Here is a 16,502-nt window from a genome sequence, read left to right as displayed (position 1 = left end):
GACCCGGTCTCGGCGGGCTCGACCACCGGTACCCCCACCCACGTCATCCGAGCCCGAGAGGAGGCTTCGTCGTGTTCACCCGCTCGCGCGCGCCGTACGCGCTCATCGTTCCGGCCATCGCCATCCTGATCCTCGGCATGGGGTACCCGCTGATCTGGCAGGTCGTCACCTCGTTCCAGAAGTACGGGCTCGCCCAGCAGTTCGGGCAACCGGCCACCCTCGTGTGGTTCGACAACTACGTGCGCCTGGCCACCGACGTGCAGTTCTGGGTGGTCGTCGCGAAGTCCCTGGTGTTCTGCGTCGTCACCGCGTTCGTCACGCTGGCCATCGGCACGCTGTTGGCCCTGCTGATGAGCGCCGTCACCAAGACCGCGAGGCTCATCCTGCAGATCTCGCTGCTGCTGGCCTGGTCGATGCCGGTCGTCGCGGCGATGACCGTGTGGATCTGGCTCTTCGACCGCCGACGCGGCGTGATCAATTACCTGCTCGACCTCATCCCCGGTGTCGAGATGAACCGGTTCCAATGGCTGACCAACCCCCTGACCTTCCTGCTCGTCGCGAGCATCATCGTGATCTGGATGAGCGTGCCCTTCGTCGCGTTCTCGATCTACGCCGGACTCACCCAGGTCTCCGACGAGGTGCTCGAGGCGGCGCAGCTCGACGGCGCGAGCGGCTGGCAGCGCTTCTGGTGGATCATCCAGCCGATGATCCGCCCGGTGATCGCGATCGTGCTGCTGCTGCAGCTGATCTGGGATCTGCGCGTGTTCACCCAGATCAAGATGCTGCAGGAGGCTGGCTCCGGCTCCGGCGACTACGACCTGCTCGGCACCTACATCTACAAGCTCGGCACGAGCGCGCAGGACTTCGGGATGTCGTCGGCCGTGTCGATCCTCGTGCTCGCGATCACCGTGGCGCTGAGTTCGTTCTACATCCGCTCGCTGCTGAAGGAGGACGAGGCGTGAAACCCGCCAGAGTTCTGTTGAATGCGCTCGCTATCGTGATCGCCGTTATGTGGGTGTTCCCGGTGTACTGGATGGTGAACTCGGCGTTCATCCCCACCGCGGTGCTGCAGCAGTTCACGCCGACCTTCTTCCCGCTGCACGGCACCCTGAGCAACTTCACGGGCGCGCTCGCCGACGGGTCGTTCTTCCGGGCGCTCGGCATGAGCGTGGCGATCACGCTCACCGTCGTGGTGTTCTGCATCCTGTTCGCGTTCCTCGCGGCGATCGCGATCAGCCGGTTCCGGTTCCGGGGTCGCAAGAGCTTCGTGCTCGCCGTGCTCATCGTGCAGATGCTCCCGGCTGAGGGGCTCTTCATCGCCCAGTACAAGATGGTCGCGAGCGTGCACCTGCTCGACACCGTGATCGGCGTGAGCGTGATCTACATCGCCGCCGTCGTGCCGTTCACGATCTGGATGCTGCGCGGCTTCGTGGCGGGCATCCCCGCGGACCTCGAGGAGGCGGCCATGGTCGACGGCCTCAGCCGCTTCGGCGCGTTCATGCGCATCACCTTCCCGCTGCTGGCTCCGGGCCTCGTGGCCTCCGGCGTCTACGCCTTCCTGCAGGCATGGAACGAGTTCACGGTCGCGCTCGTGCTGCTGCCCTCGGAGGCCGCCCAGACGCTGCCCCTGTGGCTGCGGGGCTTCGTGCAGGCCAGCGCGACGCGAGAGACGGACTGGGGACAGGTGATGGCCGCATCGAGCCTGGTCGCCATCCCGGTGATCGTGTTCTTCCTCATCGTGCAGGGGCGGTTGACGTCGGGACTGGTCAGCGGCGCGGTGAAGGGATGAGCGGGGCATTGCGCGCAGGCATCGATATCGGCGGCACCAAGACCGAGGCCGTAGCGGTCGACGAGGCGGGCGGCATCGTGCACCGGCTGCGGCTGCCGACCGGCTTCGGGCCGGATGCCGTGCTCGAGACCGCGGTGACCGCACTGACCACCCTCGCCGAGCTCGCCCACGGCGGCATCGCGGACTTCGCGTCGATCGGCGTCGGGATCCCGGGGGCCGTCGACCCCGTGAGCGGTCGCGTCACGCACGCCGTCAACCTGGGACTGGACGGGCTGGAGCTCGGCGACGATCTCGGCCGTCGCCTGGGGCGGGCGGTGCGCGTCGACAACGACGTGAACGCCGCGGCGATCGGGGCCTATCACCTGCTCGGCGAGCAGCGCACCCGATCGCTCGCCTACCTCAACCTCGGCACCGGCCTGGCGGCCGGGCTCGTGCTCGACGGTCGGTTGTGGCGCGGCTCGCGCGGCACCGCCGGCGAGATCGGCCACATCCCGGTCGACCCGGATGGGCCGGAGTGCCCGTGCGGGCAGCGGGGCTGTCTCGAGACGGTCGCCTCCGGCTCGGCCATCGCCCGGCAGTGGCCGACGGACGACCCGAAGCCGGCGCGCGCGCTGTTCGCGGCCGCGGCATCCGGCGATCCGGCGGCCCTCGAGGTGCGGCGCCGGTTCCTGGACAACGTCGCCGCGGCGGTGCGCGTGCTCGTGCTCACCGTGGATACGGATACCGTGGTCATCGGTGGTGGACTGTCGTCGCTCGGCACGGAGCTGCTCGATGCCGTACGAGCCGTGCTCGCGGACTGGGAGCGGCACTCGCCGTTCCTGGCGTCGACCCACCTGAGTGAGCGGGTCACGATCGTGCCCGCTGAGTTCCCGGCGGCCGCGGTCGGTGCCGCGCTCGTCGGCGTGGCCTGATCGATAGGATCGAACAATGGCTGAAGTCGTCATCGTCCCCTCGTCCGCGGAGGGTGGCGAGCTCGCCGCCGACATCATCTCCTCACTCGTGGCAGCGCGACCGGATGCCGTGCTCGGTCTCGCCACCGGGTCCACGCCGCTCTCGACCTACCAGTCGCTCGCGCGCCGACACCTCGACCTGAACCGGGTACGGGGGTTCGCCCTCGACGAGTACGTGGGACTTCCGCGGCAGCATCCCGAGAGCTATCGATCGGTGATCACTCGGGAGGTCGTCGAGCCGCTGGGCCTCGATCCTGCCCTGGTGCGAGTCCCGGCCGACGACGACGGTCCCCTGGATGAAGCGGGGGAGCGCTACGAGGCCGACCTTGATGCCGCGGGCGGTATCGATATCCAGATTCTCGGCATCGGCACCACGGGTCACATCGGGTTCAACGAGCCGGGCTCCTCGTTCGCCTCGCTCACCCGCATCAAGACCCTTGCCGAGCAGACCCGTCGCGACAACGCCCGGTTCTTCGGCTCGCTCGCCGAGGTTCCCATGCACTGCATCACCCAGGGTCTCGGCACCATCATGCGCGCGAGGCATCTGCTGTTCCTCGCGTGGGGTGAGGGTAAGGCCGAGGCGGTGGCGGGTGCGGTCGAAGGACCGGTCACCTCGAGCCTCCCGGGCTCGGCGATCCAACTGCACCGCAAGGTGACCGTGATCGTCGACGAGGCGGCGGCGAGCAGGCTCAGGTTCGCCGACTACTACCGATACGCCTGGGACAACCGGCTCGCGTGGGAGCGCGTCTAGCCGGCTGCGCGTCAGTAGAGCAGCGCGGGCTGCACGCGATCCCACCAGTCGGTGGTGGCCACCGAGAGGTCGATCGATCCTTCGGCGATGCCACGCGCCGCATCCGGCACGCCGAGCAGAAGGTCGAGATGGCGGGTGCCGCTCGGGTTGGCGCGCGTCACGTACCGGTGCTCCGCGAGGTGCTCGGGCCAGAGGGCGCCGAGCACGCGGATGAGCTCGACGCCGACCGCGACGGGGCGCAGGCTCGCGGTGTCCGTCACGGTGAGCAGGAGTCCGAAACAGGTCTCGCCGCGGTACTTCTCGGCGGTCGGGGTGAACGAGTACGGGGTCGCGGCGACGCCCGGCAGCTCGAGCGCCTCGAACTCCCGCCACAGTGCGAGCGGATCGATCCACGGTGCGCCGACCGCGCGGAACGGCAGCGCGGTGCCACGCCCGTCGCTCACGTTCACACCCTCGAGCAGGCCGAGTCCCGGGTAGAGCGCGGCGGTGTGTGCGGTCGGCATGCCGGGGGACGGCGGAATCCACGGGCGGGTGTCGTCGAGGGCCTGGCGGTCGCGGTCCCAGCCTTCGAGTCCGACGACCACGACCTCGACATCCACGGCGGACTCGTGCGTCCACAGACGCGCCAGCTCGCCCATCGTCAGACTGTGCCGCACCGGCATCGACCAGCGCCCGATGAACGAGGCGCAGTGCTCCTCGTCGAGCAGGGGTCCCTCCACGACGCCGGGGGCGCCGCCCAGGGGGTTGGGGCGGTCGAGCACGACGACGGGGATGCCGGCGCTCGAGCACGACTCCATCACGAGGCTCATCGTCCACAGGTAGGTGTAGAAGCGGCACCCGACATCCGGGAGGTCGACGATCACCGCGTCGAGCCCGGCGAGGCTCTCCGGGTCGGGGGCGAGCCGCTCACCGTAGAGGCTCGTGACCGGAAGCCCGGTGAGGGCGTCGTACGAGTCGGCTTGAAACGACCCGTCCCTGCCCTGTGCCGAGAGCCCATGCTCGGGGCTGAACAGTCGTGTGAGCGCGAGCCCCGATCGCAGCACCTCGTCGCGGCCGGGGCGCAGGGTGCTCGTGAGCGCCACGTCGTTGGTGACGAGACCGAACCGAGCGCTGCGGAGGGATGACCCGGCGAGCGTGCCGACCCGGTCGATGCCGAGTCTCGTGCCGGTCACGCGCGCGGCTTCCTGTCGTAGCTCAATCGGTGACTCTGCACGGCATCGTAGGTGAGCTTGAGCGACTCGCTCATGCGATCGTAGAGCTGTTGCGCGATCCTGACGAAGAGGAAGTCGACGACCGCCAGCTGCGCGATTCTGCTGGACATCGCGCCCGAGCGGTAGCGGGTCTCTCGTGCTGCCGTGGTCAGCACGAGGTCCGCTCGCTCGGCCAGCGGCGAGTCCGGGTAGTTGGTGATCGCGACGGTTCGCGCGCCCGCCTTCGCGGCGACCTCGAGGGCGTGCACGGTCTCCATGGTGAGACCGGAGTGCGAGATCGAGATGGCCACCGAGTCGCTGTTGAGCAGCGCCGCCGAGGTGAGCGCCAGGTGAGGGTCGACCCAGCAGTACGACACCAAGCCGATGCGGTGCAGCTTCTGCTGCAGATCCTGACCGGTGAGTCCGCTCGACGCCACGCCGTAGATATCGACACGCGACGACCCGACGACGGCCGCGACGACGGCGTCGAGCGTCACGAGATCGAGCGCCTTGGCGGTCTGCTCGATCGCTTGAGCCTCTTGAAAGGCGATCTTGGATACGACGTCCTCGGCCGCGTCTCGAGGATCGATGTCGCTGTCGGCGATGCTGAACCGCTCGCGCTCGGCCTCCTCCCGGCCGGTCGCCGAACTGATCGCCATCCGGAACTCGGGATAGCCCGAGAAACCGAGCGCGCTGCAGAAACGGGTGACCGTGGCGAGCGATGTGGCGCAGGCCCGGGCGAGCTCGGTGATCGTCGAGTCCCGCACGATCGATGGATTCTCGAGCACGACGTTCGCGATGCGCTGCTCTGCGGGACGCAGCGTCGGTAGAGCCTGTCGCAGTGCGACCAGAACATCGGTAGCCAAGGGTGGTCTCCCTTTCAGAGCACCGCGAGTGCGGCGGCGAGTTCACGGCGGAATGCCATTGGATCATTCACGGTGCGGGTGGGATGCACGCGGTTCGTCAACGCTACTAGCGACAACTCGCGCGCCGGGTGGACGAGCAGAAGCGTGCCCGTGAATCCGGTGTGTCCGATGCCGCCGTCGGCGAGCGCACCCATGAACGCGTCGTGCCCGAGCCGGGACCCGATCGCCTGACCGTACTCGGACTCGACCCCGGGCGGTGTCTGTACCGTCGTCATGGCCGCGCGCGTGCGGGGTGAGAGCACCCCGTGGTCTCCGGTGCGCAGCTCCTCCGCGAAGCGGATGAGGTCCGAACCCGTCGAGAAGAGCCCGGCGTTGCCGGCGACCCCGCCGAGAGTCCACGCGGTCTCGTCATGAACCCGACCGTGCACCACCACCTGCTCGGGGAGCAACTGAAACTCGGTGGCCACCGTGTTCTCGGGTCCGGCCGGCCGGAATCCGGTGCTGCGCATGTCCAGCGGATCGGTCATCGTCTCACGCATGAGCACGTCGAGCGTCGTTCCCGAGATCCGTTCGGCGACGATGCCGGCGAGGATGTACCCGAGACAGGAGTACCGGTGGCGCTGACCGGGCGGGGCCTCGAGATCGAGGGCGAGGATCGCCGCCCGCGCCGCCTCGATCGAGGGGCGGTCGCGCCAGCCGAACCAGACGGGTGGGTATCCGGCGGTGTGGGTGAGCAGGTGGCGCAGTGTGATCTCGGAGCGAGGTCCGTCCGCGAGCTCGGGCAGGTATCGGTGCGCGGGCACATCGACGCTCTCGTGGTTTCGGTCGAGCAGTTCGAGCAGGGTGCCCGCCGTGAGCAGTTTCGTCAGAGAGGCGATGTCGAATCGCGTCTGCGCTGTGACGGGCGGGCGGTGTTCGGGGGCGAGAGCGTCGCGCGTCGAGCCGCTGTAGCGCGCGGCATCCCCGCCCGCGAAGTCGAACAGGACCTTCCCGGACCGTGCGACGACGACGTGGGCCGCGCTGAAGGACGTGCCGTCGGGGGCCGCGAGTTCGCGGTCGATGATCGCGGGGATCGTCTCCATGGGTCAATCGTAGGCGCGAATGTAACGCAGATGTAAATAATTCCCCTAAACGATGACATCTTGGGAAATCTTTGCCATGATCGTCGCGTGACCAACAATTCGACGGCGGATAGCGGTGGCGTCGCCGCCCAGACGGCGCAACTGTCCACCGAGCAGCGCAACCCCTCCAGTGTTGCCCTCGACGAGATGAGCAGCATAGAGGTCCTCGCCTTGCTCAACAGTGAGGACCGCCGGGCCGTCGAGGCGGTCGCCGCCTCCCTGCCCGACGTCGCAGAACTCGTGGATGCCGCGGTGGAGCGGGTGCGCCGTGGCGGGCGTGTCCACTACTTCGGGGCCGGCACCTCGGGACGATTGGCGATCCTCGACGCCGCCGAACTTCTCCCGACCTTCAATCTTCCGCCAGACGTCGTCGTTGCCCACATCGCCGGTGGCGCTGACGCCGTGCTGCGAGCCGTCGAGAACGCCGAGGACTCTCGGGAACTGGGCTCGCAGGATGCTGCAGGGCTGGGCCCCGACGACATCGCCATCGGCGTCACGGCCTCTGGCATCACGCCCTACGTCGGCGGAGCGCTCGAACAAGCGCGGTCCCGCGGTGCGGCCACCGCCCTGATCGCGTGCAACCCCGAACCCGCACTCGGCCCGCTCGCGGACATCGTGATCGTCGCCGACACCGGTCCCGAGGTGCTTTCGGGATCCACGCGACTCAAGGCGGGAACCGCCGAGAAGCTCATCCTGAACGGATTCTCCACCGCCGTGATGGTCGCGCTCGGACGCACCTGGTCGAATCTCATGGTGTCGGTCGTCGCCACCAACGAGAAGCTGCGCGTGCGCACCACGCGCATCCTCAGCCAGGCACTCTCGATCAGCGCGGAGCAGAGCCGCGCGCTGCTCGACGCCTCCGATGGTGAGCTCAAGACCGCGCTCGTCTCGGCTCTTGTCGGCGTCGACAGTCAGCGAGCCCGTGAGCTTCTCGCGGCCAGTTCCGAGTCCGTTCGCGACGCGCTCGCCCTCGGCGCCGCGGACAACGCATAACCCACCGATACCCGCGCACGGCACCCAACAATGAAAGTAGGAGAAATGAAACGCACACACCTCGCCGCGGTCAGCATCGCCGCGGCCAGCGCCCTGGCACTCAGCGCATGCGCTCCGAGTGCCACCGACACCGGTGACGAGGTCACGCTCACCCTCTGGTCGTGGCGCACCGAAGACGTGGAGAAGTACAACCGGATCTTCGATGTCTACGAAGAGGCCAACCCCGGTGTCACGATCGAGTTCGAGGCCTTCCTGAACACCGAGTACAACCAGCTTCTGACCACCGGCCTGTCGGGTTCCGACGGACCGGACATCGCCATGGTCCGCTCCTACGGCGGCCTTCAGGCCTGGGTCTCCGCTGGCCAGCTCGTGCCGATCGACGACATCGTCGATGGTCTGGACGCCATCGAGCCGGCGGTTCTCGCGGGCGCCCGGGGGCACGAAGACGGCCTGATCTACGGTGTTCCCTTCGCCACCCAGACCCTGCAGATGTTCTACAACAAGGGCATGTTCGACGAGCTGGGGCTCGAGGAACCCACTACCTGGGATGAGTTCATCGAGCTCAACGACGCGCTCCTCGCAGCCGGAGTGACGCCCATGGCGCTCGGCGCGAAGGACTCCTGGATGCTGCCGATCTTCTCCGACATCATCGGCGCTGGCCGCTATGGTGCTGGAGAGTTCGAAGCGGCGGTGCTCTCCGGCGAGAAGAACTTCACCGACCCGGACTACGTCGCCTCGCTCGCGCTCGTCGACGACATGCAGCAGTACCTCTCCCCGGACGTCGTCGGGGTGGGATACACGGACGCTCAGATCCAGTTCACCTCCGGACTGGCCGCTCAGTACCCCGGTGGTACCTTCGAACTGACGACGTTCAACACGCAGGCTCCCGATCTGGAACTCGGTGTCTACCAGGTGCCGCTTCCGCCGGATGCCGTCGCAGACGCACCCGTCACCCCGGCGTACGCCGACGGGAGCTTCGCGATCAACTCGGCGTCGGAGCACCAGGACGAGGCGGCCAAGCTGCTCAACTGGTTCACCACCGAGGAGTTCGCGCAGTTGTTCGCCGACGAGCTCTCGATGTTCTCCCCGATTCCCGGCGTGACCTACGACGACCCGGTGCTCGAGGAGATGTGGGACCTCTATCAGGCCAGCCCCGCCTCGTACCTGCTCCTGGTGAACTTCCGCTATGGAGAGCCCCAGGGGACCGCGGTGCTCGGCGAGGGCGTGCAGCAGATGTTCCTCGGAGAGCTGGACCCGGCCGCAGTGGCGGACAAGCTCCAGGCCGGCATCGACCAGTGGTTCGTTCCCGGCAACTAGCCGTGGCAGTCTGAACAAGGAGATCAGAGGATGAAGGCGGTCGGACGGCGCAAGCGCCTGACTACGGGGGTGGGTCTGCCCTGGGGGACGAGCATGATGTTCGTGCTTCCCGCGCTGGCGCTGTTCGCCGTCTTCATCCTCTACCCGCTGCTCACAGCGCTCGGGTATTCGTTCTTCAACTGGCGAGGCACCGTCAACGACGGCTTCTCGTGGTTGGACAACTACGTCACGGTCTTCACCCGACTGCCTTACAAAGACGAGATCGCCGGGGCGTTCGCCCACAACATCCTGTTGTTCCTGGGGGCGATGGTGTTTCAGAACACCGTCGGTCTGGGGCTGGCAGCGCTGTTGCACCGAATCGGTCGACTGAAGCGGTTCTTCCAGACCGTCTACACGCTGCCCTACCTTGTCAGCCCGCTGGTCATCGGCTACCTGTGGTCGCTCATGCTGTCCCCGCTCTTCGGGCCGGTCAATGCGCTGCTCAAGGCGGTCGGACTCGGCGATCTGGCTCGACCGTGGCTTGGTGATCCGCAGACGGCGATCTGGGTCGTGGTCCTCGTCACGGCGTGGCAGTGGATCGGCTTCCCGATCCTGCTCTACGGCGCCGCGCTCGGCGGTGTGCCCGAGGAGCTGAACGAGGCCGCCTCGCTCGATGGCGCGACATCCTGGCAGCGATTCCGACACATCACGCTGCCGCTGCTCGTGCCTGCGATCGGCACGGTGAGCATCCTGACCTTCATCGGAGCCATGGAGGCCTTCCCGATCCCGTATGCGCTCGGCGGCTCGACCGGGAGCCCCGCGGGCGCCACCGACGTCATGTCGCTGTTGTTCTACCGCACGGCGTTCGAGTCCGGCTCGAACAACGCCATCGGCGTCTCGTCGGCGATCGCCACATTGCTGTTCCTGTGCATCTTCGGCGTCGCGATGCTGATGCGTTGGTACTTGGACACCCGCGAGAAGAGGATGTACTGATGTCGCGTCACGGCAGACTGGCGCGAGCGCCTCTCGCTTCCCGCACCGCCACGGGCGTCCTGCTGTGGACCTACGTCGTGGTCTCGCTGGCCCCGCTCGTGCTCATGGTGATGAACTCGTTCCGCACGACGTCGGAGATGGCCTCCAACCCGCTGGGCCTTCCGCAGAACCCGAGCTTCTCGAGTTATGTCAAGGCCTGGGTCACCGCGGACTTCAGTTCGTACTTCTTCAACTCCATGCTCGTCACCATCTCGTCTGTGGCGATCTCCACGATCGTGTCGGTGCTCGCTGCGTACGCCTTCGCGCGATCGCGAAGCAAGTTCTTCCTGGCGCTCGAGGGGCTGTTCCTCTCCGGCCTGATGCTGCCGGTGTACCTCGCGATCTTGCCGATCTTCTTTCTTCTCGACGGACTCGGGCTGGTGAGCAACCTCGGCGGGCTCATCCTCGTCTACTCGGCGCTCGGCATCCCGTTCTCCACCTTCGTGCTCGCCTCGTTCTTCCGTCAGCTACCACTGGAGCTGGAGGAGGCCGCTCGCATCGACGGAGCGGGGCCCTTCCGGGCGTTCTTCTTCGTGCTGCTGCCGTTGGTGCGGCCGGCGATCGCGACGGTGATCGTGTTCCGTTTCGTGCCGATCTGGAACGACTTCTTCTACCCGCTCATCCTCATGCGCGACCGCGACGTCTACACACTCCCCGTCGGATTGACCCGCTTCTTCGGCGAGTTCCAGACGGACTGGGCGACGCTGTTCGCCGGCCTCACCCTCGCGACGCTGCCGCTGGTGGTGCTGTTCCTCTTCGCCACCAAGCAGATCGTCTCCGGATTGACGGCGGGCATGAGCAAGTGACCTCCTGGCTGCTGGGCGTCGACGTCGGGGCGACGGGAAGTCGGCTCGCGCTCGCCGAGGCCGGGCGACCGCGCGAACGCGCGCCACTGTCGGGTCCACCCGCAGCGGTCGTCGATGGCCAGAGCACGGCTCGGCAGGTGCTGCTCGACCTCATCGATCGCGCGGAGCAGGAGTGGCCGGATGCGATGCGCGGCATCTCGGGCTTTGGCGCTGGCATCGCCGGATTCGCCACGCTCGTGCTCGACCCCGATGAGATCGCTGGCGCTCTTCAGCACCGCCTTGGGGGAGCCCCGGTCGCGCTCGCCGCGGACATGGTCACCTCCCATCTGGGCGCGCTCGGCGGCGAGGGCGGCGCCGTCCTTGCCGCAGGCACCGGGGCGATCGCGTTCGGTACCGACCATGAGAACACCTGGCATCGTGTCGACGGTTGGGGCCACCTGATCGGCGATCTCGGTTCGGGGGCATGGATCGGCATCGAGGCGCTCCGAGCCGCCGCCGCACTGGCGGACGGGCGTGCCTCCGACGGTGGCGCCCTGCTGGCCGTCGTGATGGACGCGTTCGGTCCCGTGACGAACTGGCCCTCTCAGGTGTACCTTCGCCCCGACCGCGCCGCCGTGCTGGCGAGCCTCGTTCCCAGCGTCGCCGATCTCGCGATGCGCGGCGACGGGATCGCCGCGGCGATCCTGCGGAGCGCCGCCTCGCAGGTCGCCGCCACCCTCGCGGCCGCGCTGCAGGAGCCCATCCCCGCGCGGGCGGCGTACACCGGCGGACTGTTCAGCCTTCCGGAGTCGGTGTTCCTCGAGCCGTTCCTCGCCGAGTTCGCCACGCGTCGCCCCGACATCGTTCCGACTCCCGGGCTCGGCACCTCCCTCGACGGGTCGCTGCTGCTGGCGCATCGCGCGACCCTGGGGATGGGGGCACCGCTCGTGACGCTGCGGGCCGGCCGCCGCTAGCGCGCGACGTCCATCCGGGCTAGAGCAGTTCCCCGTTCGCCCAGACCTGCTCGACCCGCCACTCGTGGTTCAGGATCACGGCGTCGGCGGCGAAGCCGGGGGCGAGCATCCCGAGCCGGTGATCGAGCCCGAGGGCGCGCGCCGGGGTGCGGGTGAGGGCGGCGATCGCGTCGGTCGGCGAGATGTGCACGTCGCGCATCGCCTGACGGAACGCCGAGTCCTGGGTGACCGTCGAGCCAGCGATGGTCGTCGTGCCGCGCAGCATGGCCAGGCCGTCGCGCACCGACACGGTGAGCGAACCGAGCGTGTAGTCGCCGTCGCTGAACCCGGCCGCGGCCATCGCGTCGGTGACGAGCGCCACCCGGCCCGGTGCCGCCGTGAACGCCAGGTGCACGACGCTCGGATGCACGTGCTTGCCATCCATGATCAGCTCGAGGGTCACGCGCTCGTCGTCGAAGGCGGCGACCACCGGGCCCGGGGCGCGGTGGTGGATGCCCGGCATCGCGTTGAACGCGTGCGTGAGAATCCGCGCCCCGCGGTCGAACGCCTCCTTCGCGCACGCCTGGTCCGCGGTCGTGTGCCCGACGGCGACGGCCACCCCGGCCTCGACGAGCACGTCGATCGCCTCGAACGCCCCCGGCAGTTCCGGGGCGATGGTCAACTGCCGCAGCGTGCCGCGGGCCGCGCCGATCAGGCGTTCGACCTCCTCCGGCTGCGGCTCGAGCAGGAATCGCGGGTCGTGGGCACCGCGCTGGTCGGGTGCCAGGAACGGCCCCTCGAGGTGAGAACCCAGGATGAGCGGGTCGGCGTCGGCGAGGTCTGCGATCGTGCGCAGGCTCGTCTCCAGCGCCTGAATCGGGGCGGCGACCAGACTCACCACCGAGCGCGTCGTGCCGCGTGCGCGGTGCGCGGCGAGACCGCCGAGGATCTGCTCCGGCCCGTCGTCGAAGACGCACCCGCCGCCGCCGTGCCCGTGGATGTCGATGAAGCCGGGCACGAACCACTTGCCGTCGACGTCGATGGTGCGCGTGCCGCGCTCCGTGTCGGGCAGGTGGCCGCTGCCGGTCGCGACGATGTCGGGGCCGTCGACGAGCATCCAGAAGTCGTCGACCTGGCCGTGCGCGTCGAGCTTGCGGGCACCGTGGAAGAGGGTCTGGCCGGTCACGCGCCCAGCCTAGCCAGCGCGGCGAGCGATGCTCGGCAGGCGCGACTCAGCGGAAGATGATCGTGCGGGCGCCGTCGAGCAGCACGCGATGCTCGGCGAACCACTTCACCGCCTGGGTGAGGGTGCGCGACTCCTCGTCCTGGCCGATCGCGACGAGTTCGGCCGGGGTGCGGGAGTGGTCGACGCGCACCACGTTCTGCTCGATGATCGGCCCCTCGTCGAGATCGCTCGTGACGAAGTGCGCCGTCGCGCCGATGAGCTTCACGCCGCGGGCGTGGGCCTGCTTGTAGGGGTTGGCGCCCTTGAACCCCGGCAGGAACGAGTGGTGGATGTTGATGATCCGACCGCTGAGCGCCTCGCACAGCTCCGGCGACAGGATCTGCATGTAGCGGGCGAGCACCACGAGCTCGATGTCGTGCTCCTCGACGACCTCGAGCACGCGCTGTTCGAAGGCGAGCTTCTGCCCCGGAGAGGTCACCGGGTGCGCCTCGAACGGCACCTGGGAGAACGTCGCGAGGTCGGCGAGATCCGCGTGGTTGCTCAGCACGAGCGGGATGTCCACCGACAACTGTCCCGCGCGCTGGCGGTAGAGCAGGTCGTTGAGGCAATGGCCGGCCTTGGAGACGAGCACGAGCGTTCGCAGGGGGCGGCCGACGACATCCAGACGCCAGTCCATGTCGTAGCGTGCGACGACCGGCGCGAGCGCGGCCTCGAACGCGACCCGGCCGGCGGAGGACTCCACCTGCAGCCGCATGAAGAAGCGGCCGGTGTCTTCGCTCGAGAACTGCTGCGATTCCGTGATGTTGCCCTGGGCCTGCACGATCGCGCCGCTGATCGCGTGCACGATGCCCGGGCGGTCATCGCAGACGATCGTCAGAATCCAGTGCGTCGCCGTGTCGGTCACGCTCCCAGGGTAGCGGCGGTCGGCGCTGCGAAGGCCCGGCGCCGGGTCGTAAGCTTGAACGGATGCCGCATCCCCGGCATCCCGCGGCGGCGCACGCAGCACCGAAGGATCACCGCACCATGCGTGTCACGGACACCACCACCCGTCCATTCCCCTGGCTCGGACTCATCGTTCTCGCCGCGCTCATCTTCACGTCGGTCACCAGCGAGTTCCTGCCCACCGGCCTGCTGCCGGAGATGGCGGCGGACCTCGGGGTCTCCGAGTCGCGCATCGGTCTGCTCATCACCGTGTTCGCCGGCACCGTGGTGCTCTCCAGCGTGCCGCTCTCCCTGCTGACGCGGCGCTACTCGCGCAAGTCGCTCGTGATCGTCGTGCTGCTGGTGTTCATCGTCTCCAACGTGCTCGCCGCGCTCGCGCCGACCTACGAGATGCTCGTCGTCGCCCGCGTGCTCGGCGGCCTGGCCCACGGGCTGTTCTGGGCCGTCGTGGGCGCCTACGCGGGGCACCTCGTTCCGCCGCACCAGCTCGGGCGGGCGGTGGCGATCACCAGCGGCGGCGGCACCGCGGCGTTCGTGCTCGGCGTGCCGGTCGGCACCGCGATCGGGCACGCACTCGGTTGGCGGCTCGCCTTCGTCGTGATCGCGGCCATCATCCTCGTCTTCACGGTGCTCGCGGTGAAGTTCCTGCCGCCGGTCGATCACCGTGTGCCGCTGTCGACGGGGGAGATCCCGCTGCCGCTGCACCGCGACCGCACGTTGCCGGCCGTGGTGCTCACCTGGTCGATCGTGATCGTCGTAGCCCTCGGGCACAACATCTTCACGACCTATGTCGCGCCGTTCCTGATCGGCCCGGTCGGCGTCACCGAGGAGGGCGTCGCGGGCGCGCTCTTCCTCTTCGGCGGTGCGGGGGCCATCGGCCTCGTCGCCGCCGGCGTGCTGGGGGATCGCTGGCCGCACGCCTCGATCGTCGGCTCCGTGGTGCTCATGGGGCTCGCGGTGTTCGTGACGGGACTCGCGGCCTCCAACACCGCGCTCGCCATCACGGCGATGACGGTGCTCTGGTTCGCCTTCGGCGGGGTGCCTGCGCTGATGCAGGCTCGGATGCTGCGGGCCGCATCGCCGCGGCTGCGCGACCTCGCGGCGGCAGGCTTCACCACCTCGTTCAACCTCTCGATCGCGGGCGGCGCCTTCGTCGGCGGCGTCGTGCTCGATCGGGTCGGTGTGGGGGCGCTGCCGTTCGTCGAGGCGGCACTCGCGCTCCTCGGCGTCGCGCTCATCCTGATCGGCGACGTGTGGCTGCGGCGCCGCGCGGTCAGTCGAGCCAGCTGACCTCGGCGGCGCGGTGGAAACGGATGCCGAGGGCATCCCACTGGCGTTCGAGCACGGCCAGGCGGTCGGCGAACTCCACGAAGTCGCGCTCGCCGCGTGGCGACCACGCGATCTCGGCGATCGCCGCGAGGCGCGGGAAGGCCATCTCCTCGATCTCGTCGATGGAGGTGATGGTCTCCGTCCACAGCGGCGCCTCGACCCCCAGCAGCTGCTCGTCGCCGACGCCGGGCACGATGTCGGCGGGGTCCCACTCGTAGGCGTCGCGCACCGACGTGGGGCCGTCCGCCCAGGTGAGCCCGAGCGGCGAGTCCGCCGTGGGCTTGATGTCGAGGTAGGCCACATCCGCCGGTGACATGATCACGCGCCCGCCCTGCTCGACGAACGACCGGGTGTGCTCGGCCGCATGCTCTCTCGGAACGCGGTAGTCCCAGTACTGGCCGATCGTGCCGGGCGGCAGCTCGCGGCTGCGGCCCATCTCGTGCCAGCCGATCAGTCGCTTGCCGGTGGTCGCCCCGAGCGCCGTCGCCCGCGCGATGAAGGCCAGGAAGTCCTCGTCCGTCGTCGCCAGGGACTCGTCGCCGCCCAGATGCAGGTATGGCCCCGGTGTCATCGCGGCGAGCTCGCGCAGCACCGTCTCGACGAAGACGTAGGTGGTCGGCCGCCCGATCGCGAGCGAGCTGAAACCCACCTCGATGCCCTCATAGGCGGTCGCGGGCTCATCGCCGAGCTCCGGATACGCCACGATCGCCGCGTTCGTGTGACCGGGCATGTCCACCTCGGGCACGATCGTGACGAACCGGGATGCCGCGTGCTCCACGATCGCGCGGTAGTCCTCCTTCGAGTACCAGCCGCCGCCCCCGCCGCCGACCTGGGTGGCCCCGCCCACCTCCGTCAGGCGCGGATACGCGTCGATCGCGATGCGCCATCCCTGGTCGTCCGTGAGGTGCAGGTGCAGGTGGTTGAGCTTCAGTCGCGCGATGTCGTCGATGTACCTCGTGACATCCGCCACCGAGAAGAAGTGTCGGGCGACGTCGAGCATCGCCCCGCGGTAGGCGAAGCGGGGGTGGTCTTCGATGCTCCCCAGCGGCGGGTGCTCGCCGAGCTGTTCCAGGGTCTGCGCTGCGTAGAACAGCCCGGCGTCATCGGCCGCCTCGATGCGGATGCCGGTCTCGGCCAGTTCGATGCGGTAGCCCTCCGCGGGGAGGCCTGCGACCAGCGCGGTGGTGATCGGGCCGGCGGCGACGCCCGGGCGCAACTGCGCGTTCGTGGGGCGGGGGAGCATCCATCGAGTATGCCGTGGTGCGCAGCCCTCGACAACGCGCGGGACGGCGGACGCCCGGTGAACGGACGCCCGCCGC

At 68.8% G+C, this 16,502-nt stretch carries 16 protein-coding genes; 10 read left to right on the top strand and 6 right to left on the bottom strand.

Annotated features, from left to right (window positions below; translation table 11 throughout):
- The first annotated feature begins 71 nt into the window (after positions 1-71).
- The 4 genes from PYV02_RS04255 to PYV02_RS04240 are packed head-to-tail and all read left to right on the top strand — an operon-like array spanning position 72 to position 3,490.
- Complete coding sequence (locus PYV02_RS04255; protein WP_275756515.1) at positions 72-962, top strand: carbohydrate ABC transporter permease; 891 nt, start codon at positions 72-74, stop codon at positions 960-962.
- A gap of 47 nt (positions 963-1,009) precedes the next feature.
- Positions 1,010-1,789 carry a carbohydrate ABC transporter permease gene (locus PYV02_RS04250; protein WP_275756977.1) on the top strand — a complete coding sequence of 260 codons (780 nt, stop codon included), beginning with the start codon at positions 1,010-1,012 and terminating at the stop codon, positions 1,787-1,789.
- Positions 1,786-2,700, top strand: a complete 915-nt coding sequence (locus PYV02_RS04245) for an ROK family protein (protein WP_275756513.1) — start codon at positions 1,786-1,788, stop codon at positions 2,698-2,700. The genes PYV02_RS04250 and PYV02_RS04245 overlap by 4 nt, the downstream gene beginning before the upstream one ends.
- Positions 2,701-2,716: 16 nt before the next feature.
- The gene (locus PYV02_RS04240; RefSeq protein ID WP_275756511.1) at positions 2,717-3,490 is read left to right on the top strand and encodes a glucosamine-6-phosphate deaminase; all 774 of its coding nucleotides are present in this window, start codon (positions 2,717-2,719) and stop codon (positions 3,488-3,490) included.
- Between the two features lie 11 nt (positions 3,491-3,501).
- Here PYV02_RS04240 and PYV02_RS04235 read toward each other — a convergent pair whose 3' ends face one another.
- From PYV02_RS04235 to PYV02_RS04225, 3 genes are read right to left on the bottom strand one after another with little or no spacing between them, the layout of a single operon-like run.
- Positions 3,502-4,662: an exo-beta-N-acetylmuramidase NamZ family protein gene (locus tag PYV02_RS04235; RefSeq protein WP_275756509.1), complete on the bottom strand. Its 1,161-nt coding sequence runs from the start codon at positions 4,660-4,662 to the stop codon at positions 3,502-3,504.
- Positions 4,659-5,546, bottom strand: a complete 888-nt coding sequence (locus tag PYV02_RS04230) for a MurR/RpiR family transcriptional regulator (protein WP_275756507.1) — start codon at positions 5,544-5,546, stop codon at positions 4,659-4,661. Before PYV02_RS04230 ends, PYV02_RS04235 begins: the two co-directional genes overlap by 4 nt.
- Before the next feature lie 14 nt (positions 5,547-5,560).
- Entirely contained in the window at positions 5,561-6,628 is a 1,068-nt protein-coding gene (locus PYV02_RS04225) for a serine hydrolase domain-containing protein (RefSeq protein WP_275756505.1), read from the bottom strand.
- 87 nt (positions 6,629-6,715) lie between these two features.
- On the opposite strand from PYV02_RS04225, the gene PYV02_RS04220 reads away from it, so the two are divergent.
- Genes PYV02_RS04220 through PYV02_RS04200 form a run of 5 tightly spaced genes read left to right on the top strand, consistent with a single transcriptional unit; the run spans position 6,716 to position 11,747 of the window.
- Positions 6,716-7,660, top strand: coding sequence for an N-acetylmuramic acid 6-phosphate etherase (locus PYV02_RS04220; RefSeq protein ID WP_275756503.1), 945 nt, complete (start codon positions 6,716-6,718; stop codon positions 7,658-7,660).
- 45 nt (positions 7,661-7,705) lie between these two features.
- On the top strand, positions 7,706-8,977 hold the full coding sequence (locus tag PYV02_RS04215; RefSeq protein ID WP_275756501.1) for an extracellular solute-binding protein: 1,272 nt from the start codon (positions 7,706-7,708) through the stop codon (positions 8,975-8,977).
- A 30-nt stretch (positions 8,978-9,007) separates the two neighbouring features.
- Positions 9,008-9,949, top strand: coding sequence for a carbohydrate ABC transporter permease (locus tag PYV02_RS04210; protein ID WP_275756499.1), 942 nt, complete (start codon positions 9,008-9,010; stop codon positions 9,947-9,949).
- Positions 9,949-10,794, top strand: coding sequence for a carbohydrate ABC transporter permease (locus tag PYV02_RS04205; RefSeq protein ID WP_275756497.1), 846 nt, complete (start codon positions 9,949-9,951; stop codon positions 10,792-10,794). Before PYV02_RS04210 ends, PYV02_RS04205 begins: the two co-directional genes overlap by 1 nt.
- The gene (locus PYV02_RS04200) at positions 10,791-11,747 is read left to right on the top strand and encodes an N-acetylglucosamine kinase (RefSeq protein WP_275756494.1); all 957 of its coding nucleotides are present in this window, start codon (positions 10,791-10,793) and stop codon (positions 11,745-11,747) included. The genes PYV02_RS04205 and PYV02_RS04200 overlap by 4 nt, the downstream gene beginning before the upstream one ends.
- A gap of 19 nt (positions 11,748-11,766) precedes the next feature.
- Here PYV02_RS04200 and nagA read toward each other — a convergent pair whose 3' ends face one another.
- Positions 11,767-12,912: an N-acetylglucosamine-6-phosphate deacetylase gene (nagA, locus tag PYV02_RS04195; RefSeq protein ID WP_275756493.1), complete on the bottom strand. Its 1,146-nt coding sequence runs from the start codon at positions 12,910-12,912 to the stop codon at positions 11,767-11,769.
- Positions 12,913-12,958: 46 nt separating this feature from the next.
- Positions 12,959-13,816 (bottom strand): formyltetrahydrofolate deformylase, encoded by an 858-nt coding sequence (gene purU / locus PYV02_RS04190; RefSeq protein WP_275756491.1) that lies wholly within the window; start codon positions 13,814-13,816, stop codon positions 12,959-12,961.
- 119 nt (positions 13,817-13,935) lie between these two features.
- Here purU and PYV02_RS04185 point away from each other — a divergent pair, with 119 nt between their 5' ends.
- Positions 13,936-15,144, top strand: coding sequence for an MFS transporter (locus PYV02_RS04185; RefSeq protein ID WP_275756489.1), 1,209 nt, complete (start codon positions 13,936-13,938; stop codon positions 15,142-15,144).
- Here the strand turns inward: PYV02_RS04185 and PYV02_RS04180 are convergent.
- Positions 15,128-16,426 carry a family 20 glycosylhydrolase gene (locus tag PYV02_RS04180; RefSeq protein WP_275756487.1) on the bottom strand — a complete coding sequence of 433 codons (1,299 nt, stop codon included), beginning with the start codon at positions 16,424-16,426 and terminating at the stop codon, positions 15,128-15,130. The two genes, PYV02_RS04185 and PYV02_RS04180, sit on opposite strands and share 17 nt — an antisense overlap.
- Positions 16,427-16,502: the final 76 nt, after the last annotated feature.

Source organism: Antiquaquibacter metalliresistens (assembly GCF_029211225.1).
Lineage (GTDB): Bacteria > Actinomycetota > Actinomycetes > Actinomycetales > Microbacteriaceae > Rhodoglobus > Rhodoglobus metalliresistens.
This window is presented reverse-complemented; position numbering and strand designations above follow the sequence as displayed.

What these genes read in the sequence shown, in the direction of transcription:
- PYV02_RS04250 (WP_275756977.1), top strand. Translation starts at nt 1,010, where the DNA reads ATGTGGGTGTTCCCGGTGTACTGGATGGTGAACTCGGCGTTCATCCCC.
- PYV02_RS04245 (WP_275756513.1), top strand. Translation starts at nt 1,786, where the DNA reads ATGAGCGGGGCATTGCGCGCAGGCATCGATATCGGCGGCACCAAGACC.
- PYV02_RS04240 (WP_275756511.1), top strand. Translation starts at nt 2,717, where the DNA reads ATGGCTGAAGTCGTCATCGTCCCCTCGTCCGCGGAGGGTGGCGAGCTC.
- PYV02_RS04225 (WP_275756505.1), bottom strand. Translation starts at nt 6,628, where the DNA reads ATGGAGACGATCCCCGCGATCATCGACCGCGAACTCGCGGCCCCCGAC.
- PYV02_RS04215 (WP_275756501.1), top strand. Translation starts at nt 7,706, where the DNA reads ATGAAACGCACACACCTCGCCGCGGTCAGCATCGCCGCGGCCAGCGCC.
- PYV02_RS04210 (WP_275756499.1), top strand. Translation starts at nt 9,008, where the DNA reads ATGAAGGCGGTCGGACGGCGCAAGCGCCTGACTACGGGGGTGGGTCTG.
- PYV02_RS04205 (WP_275756497.1), top strand. Translation starts at nt 9,949, where the DNA reads ATGTCGCGTCACGGCAGACTGGCGCGAGCGCCTCTCGCTTCCCGCACC.
- PYV02_RS04185 (WP_275756489.1), top strand. Translation starts at nt 13,936, where the DNA reads ATGCGTGTCACGGACACCACCACCCGTCCATTCCCCTGGCTCGGACTC.
- PYV02_RS04180 (WP_275756487.1), bottom strand. Translation starts at nt 16,426, where the DNA reads ATGCTCCCCCGCCCCACGAACGCGCAGTTGCGCCCGGGCGTCGCCGCC.